Raw genomic sequence first — 17,707 nt, forward strand, 5'->3', positions numbered from 1 at the left:
GCGATATTGCAGCAGTTACTATTATCCGGTATACTCCAACTATCCAATGCATTTGGCGTGAAGCACATGCCGCTTTGATCTTGAACCCTATTAAGGGATCGTGGTCAGAGCGGCTTTTCTATTTTCAGGTGACGGGGGAGATGTTGGTGACTGTTATTGATAGGAGAATCGAGGAATGGTTAAAGGAGCAAATTTCCGCAGAATCCAATCCGAGAAGACGTGAACGGCTTAAGAACGGGTTAGGTCATGCAACGATTGAATTTCTAAGATCGATCTGGTATCCGACAATAGGCAACCTGGATCACTTGCATCCCGAATGGGAGCTCCGCGACCTTAACAATAAGTATCGCTATCTCGATCTGGCGTACATGACCTTGGGAGCCAAAGGCTGCATCGAAATTCACGGATACCGCTCACATGCTAGAGACATCGAGGCTTGGAGATTTAAGGATCTGTGCATGAAGCAAGCGCTGCTTGGACTTGACGACTGGTTGTTCCTACCCATTGCCTACTTATCGATTAAGGAAGAACCCGAACTTTGCAAGCAACTAGCGCTTTCCTTTGTAGGCAAGTTTGTCGCCATGCCCGTGACGGCTGGACTTTGCTGGGATGAAGCTGAAACGCTGCGCTTTGCTCGCCGGCTGCTTCGCCCCTTTACCTCCGGAGAGCTCGCAGCTCATCTCCAACGGTCCGATAGGCAGGCTAGACGTACGTTGCAAGAGTTAATGGATAAGAACTTGTTGCTGAACATTGGAGATAAACAACGATACCGCATCTATAAGCTCGCTGATGGATAACTCATAACGGACAAAATAGGCGCTTAAACTAACAATCTACAGTTACCGAGGTGCTAATGGACAAAAGCGACGCTTAGATGGCATACGAATACTAGTTTAGTAACTTAAGCGCCTGTAACGATCCGTAATGTCCATTAGAAACTACGCAGAGCATTAAACGATCGTTAAGCGTCCGCAGTGTCCATTACAAAAACACCCGAAGCCCGAACCCTTCCATAGCAATCTCATATTAATAGATTATTAGATTGGATGGGAGGAATATCCATGCTTGTTCATAAAATATTGAATCATTCCCGCGGGAAAGCCGTTGTGCTTAAAACGGTGTCAGGAGAAGAAATAATTGGCGTAGTCATTAGAGTGAAAGGCGGAGTCGTCCAATTAAAAAACCAAACGAGAAGAAACATCTTTGTAGTCATTAACAAAATCGTCGCTGTCATAAAATAAAAACAAGCCCCTTCCGCATTAAGGAAGGGGCTTGCTTGCTTGTAGATCACGACATCCCCGCCCGATCACGGAATTCCTGCGGGGTCATGTTCGAATAGGCTTTGAACAGCTTTATAAAATGCGGGACGGCCTGATATCCGATCGTTTGGGCAATCTCGTATATCTTCTTGTCGCTGCTGCGCAGCATGTAAGAGGCTAATTCCATCCGGTAGCGTTGGATGTGATCGCTCAGATTGTTTCCCGTCTCCGCCCGGTAGGCTCTCGACAAGTAGGCGGGATGAAGGCTGATATGCGCCGCGATCGTCTGCATCGACAGATTGCCGTCCATGTTCTCCTCGATGAATTTATGAACCTTGTCAACCATGCTCGCCTGCTTCTCGCCCCCATCCTCCGACTGCTCTCTAAGACTTCGGAGCATGAAGAAGGCCCACTTCTCCAACTGGTTAAGCGAAGGCGCGGCAGGCATGAGCCCGAAGGAGGAGGCTCCAATCTCGCTAAGCAGCTTTCCTTTCTTGTGCGCCATGTACTGGTAGGCGTTAGCAATGGCAAAATAAGCTTCATTGGCATGCTCGGGAGGGTAGTTCTTGCTTCTCAGCTCGGCGAATATTTCGATCAACTTCTCCTCCGCATGCACCCAGTTGCCCGTATCGAGCAAATGAATGAGAAGGGGAGGCCGATACAGCGAGGTAAGCGTTCCAATCTGCACCCGATCGGAATTGCCCGCGATCCTCATAAATACGCTCTGCCGATTCTCTTCGATCGCCCTCATTCCATCGATGACCGATCGATACAGTCCCGGGATGCCCTCGGGAAAATACGCCCAATCCTCCGCCAGCACGATGGATATGCTGCCGCTGAGCAGCGAGCCCACCTTTTTCTTCAGCCCTGCCGCCCTAAGGTCCATTTCGTTCCGGAGATCCTGCTCGCTGGCGTCCGCGCTTTCTTTCGCCGATACGATCATAACGAGATATTCGTTGCAATCCCGGCAGAACCACAGATGGAACGCGTCCCGAAACAGCTCTTCCGCCATATTCGTAACCGCATATTCGATAAGCTCTTTATCCATGCTTTCATAGTCTTGAAGCTTCCCTTCCAGTCTGACGACGAACAAGCCCACTCTCTGCTGCAAGGTAAAAGGGATGTTCAACAGGAACAGCTTCCGTTCCAGCTCCGCGATCGGAATGCCGTAACCGTACAGCAGACGATTCAGCAGCTCGCCCTTGAGCGCGGGCAAGTTCTCGCGAAACGCATAGGCGTCCCGATGCTGCTCCTGTTGCAGCTTCTGTTCGCCCGCGATTTCCTCCGCTAACTTGCCCAGCGTCTCCCTCATCTGATCCGGATTGACCGGCTTCATTAAGTACCCGGACGTGTTATACGGGACGACGCTTTTCGCATATTCGAAATCGGCATACCCCGATATGACAACGATTTTAACTTTGCGTCCCATTTCGCGAATTTCATGAATCAGCTCGATTCCGCTCATCTCCGGCATCCTTATATCCGTAATGACGATATGAATGTTTTGTTCCCGATAAAGCGCCAGCGCTTCTCTCCCGGAATAGGCTTTGTGAATACGGCCGATGCCAAGCTCTTCCTTCGGAATCGTAGCGGCGAAGCTGTCCACCTGAGAGGGGATATCATCCACGATCAGCACTTCCAACATTGGAATCGCCTCCGTTCTTAATCATCAACGTCACTCGAAGTCCGCCTAGCTGCGAATGCTCAACCAGAAGTCCCGATGTTAGCCCAAAGTAGTTTCTTACGCGCTGATGAACGTTGCGCAGACCCAGACTAAGATCCGCGCTCGACTGCAGGTTTAAGGAATGCCTTAACGCCTCCAAGTCGGCTTGTTGCATGCCGACTCCATTGTCTTCCACGGATAGCTTCCAGCCATCCCCGGTCATGCTGCCGGTGATGACGATCTCGAAGCTCCCGATCTTGCCTTCCATGCCGTGCACGATCGCGTTCTCGACGAGCGGCTGGATGAGCAGCCTCGGCATAAGAATAGCGGGCATGCCGTCTTCCATATGTTCATGAAAATGCAGGCGCTCGGACTGCATCCGGTGGATTTCCAAGTAATTGCGAATCAATTCCATTTCTTCGGCCAATACCGTCAATTGCTGCTCCGTTCGGGTCGTATATCGGTAGTATTGGCTCAAATGCTGCGTGAAGGCGACGATTACTTTCGTTCGTTCCAGCTGCGCCATGCTTTGAATAAAGGCGAAGTTATTGTACAGGAAATGCGGATTGATCTGCGCTTGCAAATGCTTGAGCGACGATTCCTTGGCGTGAAGCTGCTCCGCGTACACCTTGTCGATGAGCGTCTGAATGTCCTCGGACATCAGGTTGAACTGCTCGATTAAATAATGAAATTCGTTGCGATTCTCGCGCTTGATCCGATGATTGTACACGCCCTTCCGAAGCGACTTGACCGCTCGGATCAGATCGTTGATCGGCAGCTGTACGTTGCGGTACAGCAACGCCGCGGAGGCGATGCCCATCAGCAGCAGCAGCAATCCCGAAGCGTAGAACATTCGCTTGCTGTGGTCAATCGGCGCAAGCACCTTCTTCATCGGCTGGAAATCCACCATATACCATCCCAGCGATTCCGAGGTGACGTAATTGACGAGGTACGGTTCATCCCGAAACGTAATCTTGACCGATCCTTCGGTCGGATTCTGCGCTCGAATGGTCTCGAATTTGTCCGCCATGGCGGCCATCAGCTCGGGATCAAGGTCCCGCGGCACGAGCGGATCATAGTCCGGATGGTAGAGAAACGGCTGACCGATGCCGCCTTGCATGAATCGTTCGAGCATCTTGACCAGATTATCCGACGTGAACATCACTTCGACGTACAAATTCGGATTGCCCTTCTTGGAAAGGATATCGAACGGGGTAATCAAATCGCGCACGAACGCCTTCTCCGGTCCCCGGTCCGCCACGATGACGCGATAATCCCAGCGCTCCTGGACCGCGTCCTTAAAGTATTCCGCATCGTAATTTTGCTTCAAGTTCGTAGAAACGACGATATCCGACAGAGGCGAATACACCGTGAAATCATTGACCCATTCGAAGGAGGTCGACTGCATATCCAGCTTCTGCAGCAGAAGCCTCTTCGAAGCCAACACGGAATACGCGGGCTCGGCGGAGGTGTGCAGCTGCAGCTGCAGCGTGTCCGGGTCGGTCGCGACGACAAAAGCAGATCTCCATAGCCGGTCCGCCTCGACATCCATCTGCTCGACAAAAAACTTAATCCGATTCAGGTTGATCTGAAGCAGCTCCTGCTCGACAACGCCCGTACTCGTTTTATTCGAAGAATTGTACATGAGTATGATCGGGATAAGCATCAGGACGATAACGATGATCACTTTCGTGAAAATATTCAATTTTCCAATCGGACCGCGTCTGATTCTGTACATGAGGCTCACCTGATTTGATCTCTATTTTTGAGGGTCGATTACGCTTGGAAATATAGCGCTTTCATTGTTTCTTGCATTCGCCCTAGGATTTCACCGAGCCAAGCACGATGCCTTTGACGAAATACTTTTGGAGAAACGGATAGACGAGCAGAATCGGCAGAGCCCCGATAAAGATTTGCGCCGATTTGACCGTTCGGTTAGAAAAGTTCGCTACACTATCCAATGTTACACCGACCCTCGACAGGTTGTCACTAACAATCATGGAGTGCAAATAAGTCGCGAGCGGATACCCGTCTGGATTGGACATGTAGATCATGCCGTCGAACCATGAATTCCAATGGAACACCATCGTGAATAAGGACAACGTCGCAATGGAAGGCATCGATACGGGCAAATAGACACTCCATAGCACTCTCAAATGGCCGGCACCGTCGATATGCGCCGCCTCCTCAAGCTCCTGCGGAATCGTCCGGAAGAAATTGAGCATCAGAATCATATTCCATACGCTGACGGCCGTAGGCAGAACCAACGACCAGATCGTGTCGATCAAATGCAGCTTGCTTACCAACACGTAAGAAGGGATCAGCCCTCCCGAGAATAGCATCGTGAAGACGAACACCCAGATGTAAATTTGACGGCCGGGGAACTTATGAATGGATTTCGACAAGCTGTACGATGCCATCGTGATGACCGCCATTGACAGCACCGTGCCTAACACCGTCCGCTCGAGACCGAAGCCCAGCGATTTGATGAACATGGCGTTACTGAGCGTCTTCAAGTAAGCGTCCATCGTAAATCCGACGGGCCAGAAATTGACGATATTCGCCGTTGCGGCTGCCCGCGAGCTGAAGGACATCGCAAGCACGTGAAGAAGAGGTAGAATGCAAATCAGCGACAGCAGACTAAGAAAGATCGTGTTCGAGATCGTAAAAGCGGTGTACCCTCTAGAGCGATAGCGCATCGTCTCTGCCTCCTCAAGCTTATATTAAAATATCCGATAGTTGGCTAATTTGAAAGCCAGTCTGTAGCTGATGACGATCAGGACGAAGCCGATCGCCGATTTGAATAGGCCGACTGCCGTTCCGAAGCTGAACTGTCCGTTGTTCAAGCCTTCTCGATAGACGAACGTATCGATGATATCGCCATGCGAATAGACGAGAGGATTGTAAATATTAAGAATTTGATCGAAGCCCGCATCCAGTATTCTGCCGAGCGACAACGTCGCGACGACGATCACGATCGGCATCATCAGCGGAACGGAGATCAGCCTCACTTGCTGCCAGCGCGTAGCCCCGTCGATTTCGGCCGCTTCGTACAGAGCCGGATTGATTCCCACAAGCGTAGCGAGAAAAATAATCGCGGAAAATCCGAATTCCTTCCATACGTCGCTTAACACGACCGTGAACCGGAACCAATTGCCGTTGCCCAAAAAGAAGATGCTCTCGATACCGAATGAATTGAGGAGACGATTGACGATACCGCCCTCCGTTGACAAAATATCGATCATAATGCCGCCTAGAATAACCCACGACAGAAAATGCGGCAAATAAACGAAGGTCTGCACCGCTCTCTTGAAAACCATTTTGCTGACTTCATTAAGCAGCAGAGCGAAGATAATCGGAATAACCAAATTCACGACCAGCTTGAACGCCGAAATAATTAACGTATTCCATATGATTTGCTTGCCGTCCGGATACGTGAACAGATACCGGAAATGGTCTAAACCTACCCATGGCGAATTTTTGATCCCTAGCCATGGCTCGTAATCCTGGAAGGCAATAACGGCCCCGAACAAAGGTATATATTGAAACACGATGACCAATGCCAAAGCCGGCAACAATAGAAGATGAAATGGCCAAGTTTTTCGCCAATACGCCGCCATTACGAACCCTCCCTTTCCCCTAAAAAAATGGAGGAGGAGCGAGCGAGCCAAGGCTGCCCTCTCCTCCCCCTTCCATTTATTGATTCTTCAACTGTCATCCGTGATGGTTTACTGGTTTTTTGCGTACCATTCGTTGACTTCGTCCGTAATTTTCTGGCCGCCGTTATCCAGCCATTGCTTGACGAAATCATCGAAATATTCGATCGGCTTGTCACCGTAAATGATCTTCAGATAGCTTTCCGTAGCGAGCTTCTTAAGCAATTCGCCCTTCGACTTCATCGTTGCCGTCATCGGACCGGTAAAATAGTTTTTGCCTTCGGATACGGTTTGGTTAATCCGAACGCCCGCAGCCGCTAGCTGTCTAGGCTTCATTTGCTTGACGTCGAATTCCATGGACGTTACCGCTTCGGCGTTTGGGTCGGCCAGGAACTTCTTGACCGCTTCGCTGTTCGAGTTCGGAATGCTCGTGAAGTTGCCGAGAATATTCGTCATCATGAAGCGGATGTCGATCGTGGCGCCGTCCTTGAGCGGCCATTGGTCCGCCGGTACGCCTGCCGCTTCGTAGTTGCCCTTGATGACTTTGCCGTCCAGTTTCACGTAATCGTAGCCTTCATGGTAGCCGTCCTTCCAGCGCGGATCGAAGTACGGGTCGTCGGCCAGTTCCAGCTTCTTCGCAATAATTTTGTTAAAGTAGGCGAACCACGCATCGATATGCTTGAAGTCTTTGTTGAACACCGTGAAGCCCTGCGTCAGCGGCTTCTCCGCGCGGCCCGTCAAGCCCGTCGGCCCAGCGGGGAGCGGATACGGCTGGAAGTCGGCCTCCGGGTTGTTCTTCGTTGCGTCGCCGAGCGGCCAATCGCCCATCCAGAACGGTCCGAACATAATGCCGGCTTTGCCGCTTGCCGCGAGCTCGGAAGCTTTGGCCGGATCCTTGATGCCGGCTTCCTTGTCCATGTAGCCTTTGCTCATCCAATCGCTCATCTTCTGCAGATACAGCTTGGCGTCCGGATGAATCGCTCCGTAGCTCAGCTTGCCGTCATCGCCCTTGTTCCAGAACAAGCGCACGTCGTACGTATTGATCATTTGATCCGTAAGAGCGGAGACGATCGCGTCCGTCTGGCCCATCCACGTCCAAGGGCCTTCCTTGAGCGGCACGGCCAAGCCGATCGTATCCTTCTGGCCGTTCTTGTCCGGATCGCCTTCGGTGAACTGCTTCAGCACGTTCTCGAATTCGTCCAGCGTCGTAGGCGCTTGAAGTCCCAGATTGTCGAGCCAGTCTTTGCGAATCCACATGACCGTGCCTTCGTCGCCCATGAAGAACGCAGGCAAACCGTAGATCTTGCCGTCCTTCTTCACTTCGCCGAGTGCATAGCCATACTTCTCCAGCATCTTCTTATATTCGGGATGCGCGTATTTCTCGATCGCTTCGTCCAGCGGCAGCAGCTTATCCGCCGCCAGCAGGTTCTGCAGCGGGTCATTACCTGCCGCGAATGAGTCGGGCAGCTTGCCTCCGCTGGACAACAGCAGGCGAAGCTTCGTATCGTAATCTTCCGGCTTCGTAACGATGAAATCAAATTTCACGTCGATCCCCATGTTTTCCTTCATCCAACGCGTATTGGCGTTGTCCTCCATCGATTCGCCGGGCTTGAACGCGTTGCCCCGCGAGGTGCCGTCGTCTACGATGGCCGTCGTAATCGTAACCGGAGGATCGAACTTCTGCTTCCAAGCTTCCGTCGCCTCTTCTGTATTGCTATTGTCCGTTGTTGGACTCTTTGTTGCGGCTGTCGTGTTCCCGGTATTATTGTTGTTACCGTTACCGCTCGTGCATGCCGCTAATGTCGGTAATAGTCCAATTGCAATCGAAAGTGCTAATAGCTTTACGACCTTCGCATATCGACTCATCGTTTTCCCCTTTTCCCTTCGCATTTAGTGGTACGCTTCAAATTATATGGACTAAGCGGGACTGCGTATATATTCGAATTTTAACGTGATAACGAAAAACGTACATTACAAAAATGGCTAACGCTGAATAAGCGCTAGCCTTCTATTGTGAACAAGTACTTTCTCCGTCCATTTACCGACGTTAAGTTTGCCTGTATTTCATACAGTCTAATCGCTCCCAATCGCCTGTAAATTTACTTTTGAGTGGAATTTATACAACCAAACTGGCATCCCGGCCCTCAGTAAACTTTCTCCGTCCATTTGACTGTACAAAATCCAATCAAACTCTGATATCTTCTCATTCCTCGTTTTTTGATTGTAGGATATCCAATCAAAAACCCCTTCCATTGACTGGAAGGGGCGTCGTTCTTCTGAGCAAATATAGATTGGAATTATCTTCAAACCCTTAGCAACCCGCGAAAGCCTCTGGCCCCATAGTAGGAATCTGCTCCATTGTGGTACACGAAGACCGTGTCGTAGCGGCGATCGCAGAAGAGGGCGCCTCCGAGTTTTCTAATAGGAGCAGGGGTCATCACCCAGCTCGAAGTTTTCAAATCGAAATTGCCGAATTCCTGCAGCTTCCGGTATTGTTCTTCCGTCAACAGCTCAACGCCCATGTCAGCAGCCATATCCATTGCGCTATTGGCAGGTTTATGCTCTTTTCTTGCATCCAGCGCCGCGCGGTCATAACAAATGCTTCTGCGGCCTTTTGGGCTCTCCGCCGAACAATCGATGAAAATGTATTCGCCCGTTTTCTTATCATGGCCAACGACGTCCGGCTCGCCGCCGGTTTTTTCCATTTCGCCCAGCGACCACAATTTTTCAAGATTAGCTTCGAGCTTTGCCTGCACATCGGTCCATAACAGGTCCTCATGGCGGTTCGTATTCTTCTCGAACCGGCCTTTCAATGTTTTGAGCAGCCCTTCAATTCCTTCGGGTGACAGCTCCCGGTTTGTCATGTTCGTTCCTCCTCATTATTTGTGTGGTTCCCTTACAACGTCTCCGTAGCAAGCGTAAATCCTTCAATAACCGCGTCTTCGTCGACCTCGATTAGGATGCAGCGTTTCCCTCTATAATTGACCTGTTTTACGTATTTTAAATCTTGCGGGCTGACCGAAATCGTAGCGACCTTCGTATCGATCTTAATCGATTTCGAAGTAAACTTCGGAATGACGCTGGTCGCTTTTAGCTCATAATTTTTGTCGTCGACAACCGTTTCGAACGCCAATTCCACCTTTTCCGTCGTTACATTGTCCACGCCGCTTGCAGTGAGCATATGCGCTACATCCTTATAATCAAGCTTCGGAGGCTCTTCTCCCTCGCTCGTCTCGATGATCTGGTGAATTTCCTCGTACACATGCGCGAGCGTTGCCGCATCGAGCTGCTCCCCTGCCACTTCCTTCACGATTTCCTCGAAAATAGCTCTCTCTTCCTGCGCCGTCACGGACTTCTCTGCGTTCAAGACCTGCTCGATAAAATGCGGATTCGGTTCATTGGATTTCCCCGCGCAATACATAATGCGATTCACGTCGGAATAGTTGTCCGTCACGCTAGGGTAGAAAAACCCTTGCTCCGGCGCGTTCAGCTTGATGATCGGATCTACGAAGACATTATACTTGAACTCCCTCTCGACATAATCGAACATAAGGGTGTTCCGTTGTTGCTCCGTAGCATTCACGCTGCACAGAATGAACGGATTGACGAAATGCTCGTCCTTTCCGCTCTCCTCCGCTTCTTCGTTCCTTTCCTTGGTCGGACGAAAATATTGTCCGCGCACGAAAGTAACGACCGTATCCCGTTCATACTTCGTATCGGCCAACATTTTATTCACCATCAGGATCATCAGATCATGCCATTCATCCGAATCGCCGGTCACCAACGCTTGATGGAGAAGCACCTGCGACGGGTCCTCGGCTTCTTCCATGAACTTTAATTCGAATTGCTTCTGATCCAATTCGCCGGTCAGCAGCTTTTTGAAATTGCTCATATACAGCTCTTGCTTCTCTCTGTCCAGCATGTCGAACGGCTGACGCTCGTAATGATAAATTTCGTTGCTTTCTTTCATGATGTACACGTTAAGAATCTCGAAAAGGTTCAGCAAATCATTATCCAGCTTAAATTGTTTGCGAATATGCGCAAGCTCTTTCTTGATCATGTTCCGTCAGACAGCTCCTATGCAAGCGTAAACGGCTGTCGCCGTCTTTGGGCGGCGCAAGCAAACGTTTCGCGGATGAAATATAAGCCTAGTATAAACATGAATATTATACTTCTTATATTTTAGTAAGATGGCCTTGCCCGTTTAAATGAATGCGTTATTAATGTTCATTACGTACTAAGCCGCAGCTCATAAAAATACTGGACAGCGGGATGCTTTAGCTTCATTTGGTCGGCAATGTTCAACAACCGCTTCTTCCCGACTCGTCTGTCGACCAAGGCTAAAATATTCAATAAAATATCGTTGCTCTCCATGCTCGCCTCGATCGAAGTGGATAGAAACGCATTCGCTGTCACCAAGAAGTTCGATTTGCTTAATGAGGCTTGCGCCGTCATGAGCTGCTTCGCTAGCTCTGCTTTTTTTCTGCTTCTTGCCATCACTTGCAGCCGATCCTCCGGAATGACTCCCGACGCGCCTTTGCGTACGGCTTCGATTTCTTCGTCAGTGATCGGGATGTAGATGCCAGCGTCATTCTTAATGTCCAGCTCCGTCTCATACCAACGGATCAAGGTCGTTTTATCGATCATATTGAGCACGTTCTTCTTGTCCGCCGCAATATAACAAAGACCAGCTTTATCGGGCAAATATCGGTAGCCCGTTGCTCGGTATTCGACCCTTCCGTTTAACGCCGGACTGAGAAAGCTCTCCAGCTGCTGCTTCAATTTGCTCCAGGACATGTCATTCACCTATGTTCTCTATTATAAACTGCCTATCGAGACAGTCATACTCTATAATAACCTAAAAAGGCTCAAGCCGCATGGGCTTGAACCTCGTTCCGAACTATTGACGGCCCATTCCTCTGCCGCCCCCTGCACCTCCTCGGCCACCGCCTCCTTGCGATAGAGTAATTTGAGTGACTTTTTCTCCATTGACCGTAACATCTCCGCCGTTTAATTGAGCTGTACCATCCGCATCAAAGGCTGACGAAGCTTCGACCGTTATGGTACCTCCATTAATATAGAGATCGCCGTTCGAATCAAAGGCGTCCGTATCCCCGCTGCCCATACTTACATCAATAGTGCCTCCATTGACTTCAATAACGACTTGACCATCGACTTTTTGCGAGGCGTTAATTCCGTCATCCTTCGCATACAACGTGATCTGTCCATCATTAATCTTGATGCTCGTCGACTCGATGCCTTCTTCGCTGGTCTCTATGTTAATCGTGCCGCCATCGATTTGAACAAAGCTGTTGCCTTGGATGGCATCGTCGCCAGCGGAGATCCTGAAGTCGCCGCCTTTAATAATGATATATCCAAGAGCAACATCCTCATCGTTCTCGCTGTGCAGGGCATCCTTGCCCGAATTGATCGTTAGCGTTCCATCATTGATAAGGATCGCATCATTGGCCTCTAAGGCGTCCGCAGAGGACTGAATGTTGTACACGCCTCCGGTAACTTTCAGATCATCCTTAGAAGAGATCCCGTTCCCGTCGTTCGATACAATATCCAAGCTTCCGGTTCCATTCAGGGTCAGGTCTGCTCTGGAGAAAATAACGGCATCCAAATTGGTATCTCCGTCCGCTACATAGCTGCCGGCAACCTCCATATAGCTCTCGCTGTCCGTGGATGTAACGAAAACTTTATCCGCTTCTTTCACATAAATGGCAGGAGAATCTTCATTGGTAATCCGGACGCCGTCAAGGACGATTTGAACTTTCGCATCCTCGGCTGCTTCAACCACAACCGTCACATTAGTTGCCTCACCACTTAAGACATATACACCTTCTGTATCCAGCGTCACGTCTTGATCGCTCACCAAATTAATCTGCGTTGCGCCTGCAAGGTCCGCCGACTGTTCCAAATCCCGTTCGCTGAACAATTCCGATGTGTCTTGTACGGAAGCTTCCGATGTTGTCGTTTCGCTTGATGACGTTGACGCGCTTGTTGTCGGTGTACTTGTTTCTTGAGTATTTGCTGTTTGAGTAACTGCTGCATCCACACTGACATCTTGTGCGTTAGAGCATCCCACGGCTGATACGCTAAGCAATAGAGCCAACGTAATGGCACTTATTTTCTTCGTTTTTTTTGTTTTCATGAATGAACACTCCTTGAATTATAAAGTAGCAGGCACGGTTTCTTTATTAGAATGACGTGGTCGCCTCTCGTCTTATTTAAACACTAATGCAGACAGCTTTAGCCAACCTTAAACATCATTTTAAAGTTCACTTCCCTCATCTTTAATCTAACCGCAAAAACAAACAACCTGTTTGCTCCAATACGAGGGACTCTTTCTCTCTTTGTTCGAGTGAATATGACTGGCTAGTGAATTGAAAGGCTATTCGTATGTTTGTATAATGGATGATGACTACGGCATCCGATGCCGTCTATTCGAGAGGTGAACGCATGGATCTGACTTTGCAGCAACATGAGCATCTGGAGTATTGGTCGCATGCGCATATTCGAATTGTGAATCTGAGGAAGCAGTCGCTTCTGCCTGGAGAGCATGGAGTCAGCATCGTCTTCCCCACAAGCGGGTTTTTCTGCGTAAGCGGGGGCAGTGCACGCGTGCTGCTCAATCAGCGAATATATTCACCTAGTTGCGGGCATATATTTCATGTGCGGCCCAATAGCCGGATGGAACTTAACGCAGGAGCCGACGGGCTGGATTACTTCGCAGTCATGTATGAAGCGGAGCTTGCCTGCGAAACGCCTGAGGAAATTAAGGCAGCCATACATACGTGCAATCCGTTCAAGACTGCCTATCATTTTGCACCTGGCCAGCCTGGTTCGCTTTACACGCTGCTTGATCAAATTCATGAATTATGGCAGGAACAACCGACATCAGTCTCTTTGAGGCTGAAAGGGCTTGCCTATCAGTGGATTTCGCATGTCATAGAGCAGTATCATGCCTCGCAAGGGATGCACAAAACGACTAGCCCAGCGCAGTTGGTTACAATGGCACTGGAATATATGTTGGAGCATTATGCGAGCCCATTAACGCTTGAAACATTGGCTTCCGCCATGCAGGTTAGTTCAGGACATCTGTCGAACCGATTCAAGCAAGTGTTGAATCGCGGTCCGATTGACTGTCTCATTCATCTTCGCATGGAAAAGGCGTGCAGACTGCTCGTGGATACCACGCTGCAGTTGCGTACGATCTCGGCTTCAGTTGGTTATCAGGATGTGTATTACTTTAGCAATGCGTTCAAAAAACATGTCGGCTGCTCGCCAAGCGCATACCGCCGCCAACGAGCCACAAGCGACAAGAAGGAGAATATTACATTAAGCGGAGGAAGATATCACATTGTTGAGGCCCAATCACGCGGATATACTGATAATAATTATTATTATCATTTAACTGATGGAGGGTCTAAAGAAATGTTTAAGAATTACAAGATGGTGCCTGCGAGCCTGTTGATTGCGTTTGGTCTGTTGCTAGGCGCATGCGGCAACGCAGGTACGAATGCATCCAACAATCAAGCCAGCAATGGAACACAGAATCAGAATGTCGTATCGTCGTCCCCGAGCAACGAACCGGGAGAACAAGAGGCGAATCGAATCGTATCGACTGTCAAAGGAGATGTAGAGGTTCCCGCCAATCCTCAGCGCGTGGTAACCGACTTCTATTTGGGATATTTGCTTGCGCTGGATGTGAAGCCTCTCGGCAGTAATAAAATGTTTATGGAAAATCCGTATTTGGCCGACCAAGTTGAAGGCATTGTAGATGTAGGCGATAATTTGGAGGCGATCGTGGGACTCGAGCCTGACTTGATCATCACAGGAAACTCCGACCAATACGACGCCTTTTCCAAAATCGCTCCAACTGTATTTATCGAGAATATCGCGGATGTGCGGGAGCAAACAAAGCAGCTTGGCGTTATTTTGGGCAAGGAAGCCGAGGCGGGAGCGTTGCTGCAAAATTTTGAGGAGCAGCTTGCGGCATCCAAGGATCGAGTAGGTAAGGTGATTAAAGAAGGTGAAACCGTATCGGTATTCGACGGAGGCATCGCGAAAGGGAATACGCTGTACGGCGATGCTTTCACCGGGCGGACTTTCCATGGACATTTGGGTCTGCCGATGAACGAAAAGGTGGCTCAATCGGTCGATCCTGCCATTGGATGGCTAAGCGTTTCTAGCGAACTCATACCTGACTTTGCCGGAGATTACATTTTTATGGCAGTCAATGCGAAAAGCGAAACCTTCGACTACGCGAGCGACCCTATCTGGAGCACGCTGAAGGCTGTTCGGGAAAATCATCTGTACGAAATCGACGGCTATCGATTCTATTTCTCGGACCCTATCTCCGTAATGGGCCAGATCAAGGATATTGTAGCCATGTTAGAAGAACCGTCAGCGGAATAACAATAACCGCCTCAGAAATAATAAAAACCTTCATATCCGCTGGCGGACATGAAGGTTTTTATTACTTTTTCATAAAGGACATGCAAGCCTGTCGAGCTTATGACTTGCTTTATCCTTTATCTCGTACGAGAATATTGCGATATTTGCCAAAACCTCCGGTTGCACCGGTACCTGCTTCCAGACCGTTCACATCAAGCAAAGGCACTTGCGGCTCGCGAGGGCCGAAGCCTGTGAATAGGCCGCCGCGGATATGAGCAAAGCCTGCATCCGACTGCAGATCGAAATCGGCTGGATATCGGCATTGAACGCTCTGCAGAGGAAGCGCATCCCCTTTGTTATACGTAGCAGCTGGATGTTTCTGACGCAGTACCATGTTTACGTCGGGCTCGTACCAGAAGCTGTCAAACAGATTGACTTGCTGCTTCGTATCCCCGTCCTGCAAGAACACGCCATCTTGATTCTCGCTGCCTACGGATACGACAACCCCGCATGCCGCCGTAGCGTGCGTAACACGATCAATCAGAATAAGTCCGCCCATCGTTTTGTGCAGCAGAAACTCATCGACAACGAGTGGTTCAGAGACGACAATATCGCAGCTCACTAGCTCGTTTTTGACCGCTGTAGTAGCCGCAAGCAAGTTGCCGTTATTGACGTCCACCTTATGGTGCAGCTCCGTCACCAAGGCAGGCAACAGCTTCGTGCCCAGCTTGATCCAATATTCCTTGCCCGGAACCAGCTGTTGTTCATCCATCCACAGCAGCGTCGTCGAAAGGACGGTCGATGTCTTCAAGCCTGCATCTTTGGACAGCACGCAGCCGCGTGATACGTCGACCTCACGATCAAGCTGAATCGTCACAGGCTGACCGGAGATCGCGCCGTCTACCTTCTTCTCTCCGATGTGAAGAGACTTGACGACAGCCGTCTCGCCGCTTGGCAGAATAGTCAGCGTGTCGCCAACGGCAACCTTACCTGCTTCGATCTGTCCTTGGAAGCCGCGGAAGCTATGATCCGGACGGCTTACTCGCTGAACAGGCATGTAGAAGCCGCGCTCCGTGATATCCGTAGAAATATCCACCGTTTCCAAATGCTCCAGCAATGTCGGACCGTCATACCATTCCATATTGGCAGAACGCTGCGTTACATTGTCGCCTTCTGTTGCCGAGACAGGAATGATAACGGCATTATCCAATCGAAGCTCCTTGCGAAGCTGCTGAATATCCTCGGTAATGTCCAGGAAACGTTGCTTATCGTAGCCTACAAGATCGATTTTGTTAACCGCGAATATAAAATGCTTAATCCCCATCAGCGCACAGATACGAGCGTGGCGACGAGTTTGCACCAGAACGCCCTGCTTGGCGTCCAGCAAAATAACGGCTAGATCGGCAAATGCCGCACCAACGGCCATATTGCGGGTGTATTCCTCATGCCCCGGCGTATCGGCAACGATAAAGCTGCGTCTTTCGGTATTAAAGTAACGGTAAGCAACGTCAATCGTAATGCCTTGTTCGCGCTCAGCCATCAGACCGTCAAGCAATAGGGAATAGTCGATAGCTCCGTTTCGGCTGCCAACCTGACTGTCCAGCATAAGAGCCTGCTCCTGATCGGCATATAGCATCTTGGAGTCGTATAGAATATGGCCGATAAGCGTTGACTTGCCGTCGTCCACGCTGCCGCAAGTAATAAATTTCAGAAGACTGCTTTCCGTATGACTCATTAGAAGTACCCCTCCCGTTTGCGCCGCTCCATGCTGCCTGCAGCTTCCTTGTCAATGACGCGGCTTGTTCGTTCGGAAGTCGTTGCCGATAACGTCTCTGCGATAACCTCGTCCAACGTATCAGCCTCCGACTCAACCCCGCCCGTAAGAGGGTAACAGCCTAATGTACGGAAACGCACCATCTTCATCTCGGGAGTTTCTCCCGGCAGCATCCGCATGCGATCATCGTCCACCATGATGATATTGCCGTCACGATAGACAACCGGGCGTTCAGCTGCCAAATATAGCGGAACAATCTCTATATTCTCGCGTTGGATATACTGCCATATGTCCTTCTCCGTCCAGTTGGAGATTGGGAATACGCGCATGCTTTCTCCCTTATTGATGCGGGTATTATACAGCTTCCACATTTCCGGACGTTGGTTCTTCGGATCCCATGTATGCTGCTCGTTGCGGAACGAGAAGATACGCTCCTTAGCGCGAGACTTCTCCTCATCGCGTCGTCCTCCGCCGAAAGCGGCGGTAAACTGATACTTGGTCAACGCCTCTTTGAGCGCCTGTGTTTTCATAATATCCGTATATGCAGATCCGTGATCAAACGGATTGATGCCCTCTGCAATAGCAGCTTCGTTGCGATGAACAATCAGTTCGACACCGAGCTCCTGCGCTCTGCGATCACGGAACTCGATCATTTCGCGAAATTTCCAGCTCGTATCGATTTGAAGCAGCGGAAATGGCGGCTTTTCAGGGTAAAAGGCTTTCATCGCCAAATGAAGCATGACCGATGAATCTTTACCTACCGAATAAAGCATAACCGGGCGTTCACATTCAGCGGCAACCTCCCGAAAAATGTAGATCGCCTCAGCCTCAAGCTTATCCAAGTGTGTCAGCGACATGTGTATCACTCCTATAATGCCAATTTGAATCGCTGCTGACCACGATAAATCGATGTGGTCGGGATCGTCTCCTCAACCTATCCACGCAAAAAAAA

14 protein-coding genes are annotated in these 17,707 nt (G+C 49.9%); 3 read left to right on the forward strand and 11 right to left on the reverse strand.

Annotation, left to right across the window (positions count from 1 at the left end):
• The first annotated feature begins 146 nt into the window (after nt 1-146).
• Together AC0YN0_RS27855 and AC0YN0_RS27860 are read left to right on the forward strand one after the other, a co-directional pair.
• Nucleotides 147-797, forward strand: coding sequence for a transcriptional regulator (locus tag AC0YN0_RS27855; RefSeq protein ID WP_475824210.1), 651 nt, complete (start codon nt 147-149; stop codon nt 795-797).
• Between the two features lie 264 nt (nt 798-1,061).
• Nucleotides 1,062-1,241, forward strand: a complete 180-nt coding sequence (locus tag AC0YN0_RS27860; protein ID WP_475824211.1) for a hypothetical protein — start codon at nt 1,062-1,064, stop codon at nt 1,239-1,241.
• Nucleotides 1,242-1,287: 46 nt separating this feature from the next.
• On the opposite strand, the gene AC0YN0_RS27865 is transcribed toward AC0YN0_RS27860, so the two are convergent.
• The 9 genes from AC0YN0_RS27865 to AC0YN0_RS27905 all read right to left on the reverse strand — a co-directional run bounded on the left by AC0YN0_RS27865 (nt 1,288) and on the right by AC0YN0_RS27905 (nt 12,735).
• Entirely contained in the window at nt 1,288-2,904 is a 1,617-nt protein-coding gene (locus AC0YN0_RS27865; protein WP_475824212.1) for a response regulator transcription factor, read from the reverse strand.
• Nucleotides 2,879-4,660 carry a sensor histidine kinase gene (locus AC0YN0_RS27870; protein ID WP_475824213.1) on the reverse strand — a complete coding sequence of 594 codons (1,782 nt, stop codon included), beginning with the start codon at nt 4,658-4,660 and terminating at the stop codon, nt 2,879-2,881. The genes AC0YN0_RS27865 and AC0YN0_RS27870 overlap by 26 nt, the downstream gene beginning before the upstream one ends.
• Before the next feature lie 82 nt (nt 4,661-4,742).
• Nucleotides 4,743-5,621 carry a carbohydrate ABC transporter permease gene (locus AC0YN0_RS27875; RefSeq protein WP_475824214.1) on the reverse strand — a complete coding sequence of 293 codons (879 nt, stop codon included), beginning with the start codon at nt 5,619-5,621 and terminating at the stop codon, nt 4,743-4,745.
• A 24-nt stretch (nt 5,622-5,645) separates the two neighbouring features.
• Nucleotides 5,646-6,542, reverse strand: a complete 897-nt coding sequence (locus AC0YN0_RS27880; RefSeq protein ID WP_475824215.1) for an ABC transporter permease — start codon at nt 6,540-6,542, stop codon at nt 5,646-5,648.
• A gap of 108 nt (nt 6,543-6,650) precedes the next feature.
• Complete coding sequence (locus AC0YN0_RS27885; protein WP_475824216.1) at nt 6,651-8,444, reverse strand: extracellular solute-binding protein; 1,794 nt, start codon at nt 8,442-8,444, stop codon at nt 6,651-6,653.
• 437 nt (nt 8,445-8,881) lie between these two features.
• The gene (locus AC0YN0_RS27890; protein ID WP_475824217.1) at nt 8,882-9,442 is read right to left on the reverse strand and encodes a DUF4256 domain-containing protein; all 561 of its coding nucleotides are present in this window, start codon (nt 9,440-9,442) and stop codon (nt 8,882-8,884) included.
• Between the two features lie 32 nt (nt 9,443-9,474).
• Nucleotides 9,475-10,638 (reverse strand): DUF4317 domain-containing protein, encoded by a 1,164-nt coding sequence (locus tag AC0YN0_RS27895; RefSeq protein WP_475824218.1) that lies wholly within the window; start codon nt 10,636-10,638, stop codon nt 9,475-9,477.
• A gap of 170 nt (nt 10,639-10,808) precedes the next feature.
• Nucleotides 10,809-11,375 (reverse strand): SF0329 family protein, encoded by a 567-nt coding sequence (locus AC0YN0_RS27900; protein ID WP_475824219.1) that lies wholly within the window; start codon nt 11,373-11,375, stop codon nt 10,809-10,811.
• A gap of 103 nt (nt 11,376-11,478) precedes the next feature.
• Nucleotides 11,479-12,735, reverse strand: coding sequence for a carbohydrate-binding domain-containing protein (locus AC0YN0_RS27905; protein WP_475824220.1), 1,257 nt, complete (start codon nt 12,733-12,735; stop codon nt 11,479-11,481).
• Between the two features lie 308 nt (nt 12,736-13,043).
• Between AC0YN0_RS27905 and AC0YN0_RS27910 the strand changes: the two genes are divergently transcribed.
• The gene (locus AC0YN0_RS27910) at nt 13,044-15,002 is read left to right on the forward strand and encodes a helix-turn-helix domain-containing protein (RefSeq protein ID WP_475824221.1); all 1,959 of its coding nucleotides are present in this window, start codon (nt 13,044-13,046) and stop codon (nt 15,000-15,002) included.
• Between the two features lie 109 nt (nt 15,003-15,111).
• On the opposite strand, the gene AC0YN0_RS27915 is transcribed toward AC0YN0_RS27910, so the two are convergent.
• Nucleotides 15,112-16,716, reverse strand: a complete 1,605-nt coding sequence (locus tag AC0YN0_RS27915) for a sulfate adenylyltransferase subunit 1 (protein ID WP_475824222.1) — start codon at nt 16,714-16,716, stop codon at nt 15,112-15,114.
• Nucleotides 16,716-17,612 (reverse strand): sulfate adenylyltransferase subunit CysD, encoded by an 897-nt coding sequence (cysD, locus tag AC0YN0_RS27920; RefSeq protein ID WP_337102044.1) that lies wholly within the window; start codon nt 17,610-17,612, stop codon nt 16,716-16,718. The genes AC0YN0_RS27915 and cysD overlap by 1 nt, the downstream gene beginning before the upstream one ends.
• Between the last annotated feature and the right edge of the window lie 95 nt (nt 17,613-17,707).

It is taken from the genome of Paenibacillus sp. J22P218 (assembly GCF_056269195.1).

What these genes read in the sequence shown, in the direction of transcription:
- AC0YN0_RS27865 (WP_475824212.1), bottom strand. Translation starts at nt 2,904, where the DNA reads ATGTTGGAAGTGCTGATCGTGGATGATATCCCCTCTCAGGTGGACAGC.
- AC0YN0_RS27895 (WP_475824218.1), bottom strand. Translation starts at nt 10,638, where the DNA reads ATGATCAAGAAAGAGCTTGCGCATATTCGCAAACAATTTAAGCTGGAT.
- AC0YN0_RS27860 (WP_475824211.1), top strand. Translation starts at nt 1,062, where the DNA reads ATGCTTGTTCATAAAATATTGAATCATTCCCGCGGGAAAGCCGTTGTG.
- AC0YN0_RS27905 (WP_475824220.1), bottom strand. Translation starts at nt 12,735, where the DNA reads ATGAAAACAAAAAAAACGAAGAAAATAAGTGCCATTACGTTGGCTCTA.
- cysD (WP_337102044.1), bottom strand. Translation starts at nt 17,612, where the DNA reads ATGTCGCTGACACACTTGGATAAGCTTGAGGCTGAGGCGATCTACATT.
- AC0YN0_RS27900 (WP_475824219.1), bottom strand. Translation starts at nt 11,375, where the DNA reads ATGTCCTGGAGCAAATTGAAGCAGCAGCTGGAGAGCTTTCTCAGTCCG.
- AC0YN0_RS27870 (WP_475824213.1), bottom strand. Translation starts at nt 4,660, where the DNA reads ATGTACAGAATCAGACGCGGTCCGATTGGAAAATTGAATATTTTCACG.
- AC0YN0_RS27885 (WP_475824216.1), bottom strand. Translation starts at nt 8,444, where the DNA reads ATGAGTCGATATGCGAAGGTCGTAAAGCTATTAGCACTTTCGATTGCA.
- AC0YN0_RS27915 (WP_475824222.1), bottom strand. Translation starts at nt 16,716, where the DNA reads ATGAGTCATACGGAAAGCAGTCTTCTGAAATTTATTACTTGCGGCAGC.
- AC0YN0_RS27875 (WP_475824214.1), bottom strand. Translation starts at nt 5,621, where the DNA reads ATGCGCTATCGCTCTAGAGGGTACACCGCTTTTACGATCTCGAACACG.
- AC0YN0_RS27910 (WP_475824221.1), top strand. Translation starts at nt 13,044, where the DNA reads ATGGATCTGACTTTGCAGCAACATGAGCATCTGGAGTATTGGTCGCAT.
- AC0YN0_RS27880 (WP_475824215.1), bottom strand. Translation starts at nt 6,542, where the DNA reads ATGGCGGCGTATTGGCGAAAAACTTGGCCATTTCATCTTCTATTGTTG.
- AC0YN0_RS27890 (WP_475824217.1), bottom strand. Translation starts at nt 9,442, where the DNA reads ATGACAAACCGGGAGCTGTCACCCGAAGGAATTGAAGGGCTGCTCAAA.